We start from the raw sequence: 2,886 nt of genomic DNA on the forward strand, positions 1-2,886 counted from the left end.
GGGGGGGGGGGGGGGTGGGGGAGGGGGGGGGGGGGGTGGGGTGGGGGGGTTGCCGGTGGGACCGGCTTCTGCTGAGGGGGGGGGGGGGGGCCCCGGGCGGGGTCCCCCACACCGCGTACGTACGCACGACACACCACCCGGGGGTACCCATGTCCGCCATCGCCGCCCAGCTGTCCGATGCCCGGCTCTACCTGTGCACGGACGCCCGCAAGCGGCAGGGCGACCTCCCCGAGTTCCTGGACGCCGTCCTCGCCGGCGGGGTGGACATCGTCCAGCTCCGCGACAAGGGAATGGAGGCCGGCGAGGAGCTGGAGCACCTCCAGGTCTTCGCCGAAGCGGCCCGCCGCCACGGCAAGCTGCTCGCGGTCAACGACCGGGCCGACGTCGCGCACGCCATCGGCTCGGACGTGCTGCACCTCGGGCAGGGCGACATCCCGGTGCCCGCCGCCCGCGCCATCCTGGGCCAGGAGGTCCTCATCGGACGCTCCTGCCACTCGGAGGCGGAGGTGGACGCGGCCGTCGCCGAGCCCGGCGTGGACTACTTCTGCACCGGCCCCTGCTGGCCCACCCCCACCAAGCCCGGCCGGTTCGCCCCCGGACTCGGCCTCGTCCGGCACGCGGCCTCCCTCGCCCAGGACCGGCCGTGGTTCGCCATCGGCGGGATCGACGCGGGGAATCTGGACGAAGTGCTGGACGCCGGAGCCTCCCGCGTCGTGGTCGTACGGGCCCTCACCGAGGCCTCCGACCCGGGCGCCGCCGCCGCTGACCTCGCCAAGCGGGTCCGCGCCCGGCTCGGCTAGCAGGCCCCGGGCGGCTCCGGCCGCCCGCACCGCTCCCCGCCCGGCGTCTCATTTTCGCGTCCAATCCGTGGACAACGCTTCGATGGACACGGGACCGCGTCTAACCTCCCCGTATGGCCCTTGGTACCTCTTCCACCTGGTCGGACCGTGCACACACGGTCCGCGACCTCATCGCGTCCGGGCGCTCGTACTCCTTCGAGTTCTGGGCCCCCAAGACGGAGAAGGGCGAGCGCAACCTCTGGAACGCGCTGCGCCGGGTCGAGGCCGTGGCCCCGAGCTTCGTCTCCGTCACCTACGGGGCCGGCGGCTCCACCCGCGGCGGCACCGTCCGTGCCACCGAGCAGATCGCCGCGGACACCACGCTGACCCCGGTCGCGCACCTCACCGCCGTCGACCACTCGATCGCCGAGCTGCGCAACGTCATCGGGCAGTTCGCCGACGCGGGCATCCGCAACATGCTCGTCGTGCGCGGAGATCCGCCCGGCAACCCCATGGGCGAGTGGGTGGCGCACCCGGAGGGCGTGCACTACGCGGCCGACCTGGTCCGGCTGGTCAAGGAGTCCGGCGACTTCTGCGTCGGCGTCGCGGCCTTCCCCGAGATGCACCCGCGCTCCACGGACTGGGACACGGACATCCGGCACTTCGTGGACAAGTGCCGCGCGGGCGCCGACTATGCGATCACTCAAATGTTCTTCGATCCGGAGCACTACCTCCGGATGCGCGACAGCGTCGCGAAGGCCGGCTGCGAGACCCCGATCATCCCCGAGGTCATGCCTGTTGTGAACATCAAGCAGCTCGACCGGCTCCCGTCACTCAGCAACGCAGTCTTCCCCGCGGCTGTGAAAGAGCGCATGCTCGCGGTCAAGGAAGACGCGGCCGCTGTACGCTCCATTGGCATCGAGTTCGCCACGGAGTTCTGCGCGAGGCTGCTGTCCGAGGATGTCCCGGGGCTGCACTTCATCACGCTGAACAATTCCACGGCGACGCTCGAGATCTACGAGAACTTGGGCCTGCACCAGCGGGCCTGACCGGCCGGCCCCGTTCCCCGCGCGGGCGGCCGTACCGAGAGGGGCCCCGCATGGGAATGACGGTCCTCTACATCGCGTTCGGTTTCGTCGCGCTGTGGCTGCTTGCCGAGGTCCTGATGCAGTACAAGGCCCGGCTGCGCTGGCGCCTGCTCGCCTTCGCCGGGTTCGCCGGCGTGGTCGCGGGCGTCGTGCTGCCTTCGGTGCTCGTCATAGGGGCCGGCGCCGTCGCGTTCGCGATCGGCCAGACGCTGGTCACCCTCTCCTTCCGCAAGGGCTTCGTGTCCGGCTGGGCGCTGCGCCGCGGCAAGGCCCCCGAGCCCGAGCTCCCGCAGAGCCGGCGCCGCCGGGCCGGCGGCGCACCGCGCCCGGAGCCGGCCCTGGAGGTGACGGCCCTGGCGTACGGGCCCGACCCGGTCGAGGACGAGGACTCCGGCGAGGAGTCCGGTGCGTACACCGCGGGGCCCGTGCGCGAACAGGCCCAGGAGTACTACCCCGAGCAGTCGGCCGCCTCGTACGGGATGCCCGGCGAGACCAGCGCCTTCGCCTCCCCGTTCGTCCCGGCAGAGCAGGACGCCCACCAGTACGCGGCGTACTACGACCCGCAGACCCAGGGCGGCTACGACTACACCACCGGCTATCCGGCCCCCGGGGAGCAGCAGGTCTACGCCGCCTACTCGGACCCGTACATCGGCACCGGCGGAGCCGTCGCCCCGCAGCAGCCGTACGGCTACGCGGCCCCCTACGGCGGCTACGCCCCGGACCCCTACGCCCCGGACCCGTACGCGACCGGGCAGCAGGAGCAGTACTCCATGGACACCCCGCCCGGCGGGGTCTGGGTCCCGCAGCAGCGCGACGTGAACCAGCCCTACCCGGCGGAGGAGCCGCAGCAGCAGCCGTACCCGTATCCGTACCAGGGCACCACCGGCGAGTACGAGCAGTACCGCTACTAGGGGGTGTCTTGCCGATCAGGCCGGATCAGGGAGCGGCGTCTGGTGCCGTGCATCGCAAGGCGGAGGAGGGAGTCGACGCGGAGCGTCGGCGAGTGACGACAACGCGGC

Annotated in this window: 3 protein-coding genes; all 3 read left to right on the forward strand. The window is 72.3% G+C overall.

Translation table 11 applies throughout. The features are described from left to right. Positions 1–149: 149 nt before the first annotated feature. The 3 genes from thiE (at position 150) to ACFWBW_RS41140 (ending at position 2,778) form a co-directional block, all read left to right on the forward strand. Positions 150–800 carry a thiamine phosphate synthase gene (gene thiE, locus ACFWBW_RS41130; RefSeq protein WP_385384841.1) on the forward strand — a complete coding sequence of 217 codons (651 nt, stop codon included), beginning with the start codon at positions 150–152 and terminating at the stop codon, positions 798–800. Between the two features lie 113 nt (positions 801–913). Beyond that, positions 914–1,828: a methylenetetrahydrofolate reductase [NAD(P)H] gene (gene metF / locus ACFWBW_RS41135; RefSeq protein ID WP_385384844.1), complete on the forward strand. Its 915-nt coding sequence runs from the start codon at positions 914–916 to the stop codon at positions 1,826–1,828. A 50-nt stretch (positions 1,829–1,878) separates the two neighbouring features. Beyond that, positions 1,879–2,778: a hypothetical protein gene (locus ACFWBW_RS41140; protein WP_385384847.1), complete on the forward strand. Its 900-nt coding sequence runs from the start codon at positions 1,879–1,881 to the stop codon at positions 2,776–2,778. Positions 2,779–2,886: the final 108 nt, after the last annotated feature.

This window comes from Streptomyces sp. NPDC059957 (genome assembly GCF_042730015.1).
Lineage (GTDB): Bacteria > Actinomycetota > Actinomycetes > Streptomycetales > Streptomycetaceae > Streptomyces.

Excerpts from the sequence above, each read along its gene's own strand:
- thiE (WP_385384841.1), top strand. The coding sequence starts at position 150 with ATGTCCGCCATCGCCGCCCAGCTGTCCGATGCCCGGCTCTACCTGTGC.
- metF (WP_385384844.1), top strand. The coding sequence starts at position 914 with ATGGCCCTTGGTACCTCTTCCACCTGGTCGGACCGTGCACACACGGTC.
- ACFWBW_RS41140 (WP_385384847.1), top strand. The coding sequence starts at position 1,879 with ATGGGAATGACGGTCCTCTACATCGCGTTCGGTTTCGTCGCGCTGTGG.